At 30.4% G+C, this 444-nt stretch carries 1 pseudogene; it reads left to right on the top strand.

Features of this window, described 5'->3' with window-relative positions:
* Positions 1-444: pseudogene (locus KI363_RS21700) on the top strand (RNA-guided endonuclease TnpB family protein); the annotation flags it as partial.

The raw sequence follows: 444 nt of genomic DNA, 5'->3' as shown, positions 1-444 counted from the left end.
ACCCTTCTCCTAAATATGATTTCACAACCACTTTTTATAAGTTTCCTAGTTATTTTAGAAGATCCGCTATTTCCAAAGCTTTCGGTATTGTAAGTAGTTACAAATCCAATCTGGAAAATTGGGTAAAAGAAAAATCAACCGCTCTTGCGGGCGGCAAGAGATTTAAAAAGAAACCACCTACTCTATCTATTGATCACGAAGCTTTCCCGGTTTTTTATAAAACAAATATGTATGAAAAAACAGCTACCAATCAAGTAAAATTAAAAGTTTTCTTAAAGAATGATTGGGTTTGGATCGATGTAACCATCAACGATAAAAATTTTAAAAAGAGAAATATTTCAGATTGGAAAGAAAACAATCCTACATTAGTGAAAAAAGGAAAAAAGTATTTCATTCACTTCTCCTACGAAAAAAATATTACATTAAACAACAAAAAAACAAAGG

It is taken from the genome of Lederbergia ruris, assembly GCF_018332955.1.
In the GTDB taxonomy this organism is placed as follows: domain Bacteria; phylum Bacillota; class Bacilli; order Bacillales; family Bacillaceae_C; genus Lederbergia; species Lederbergia ruris.
Note: the sequence above shows the minus strand (reverse complement) of the source record. Positions and strands in the feature narration are given on the sequence as shown.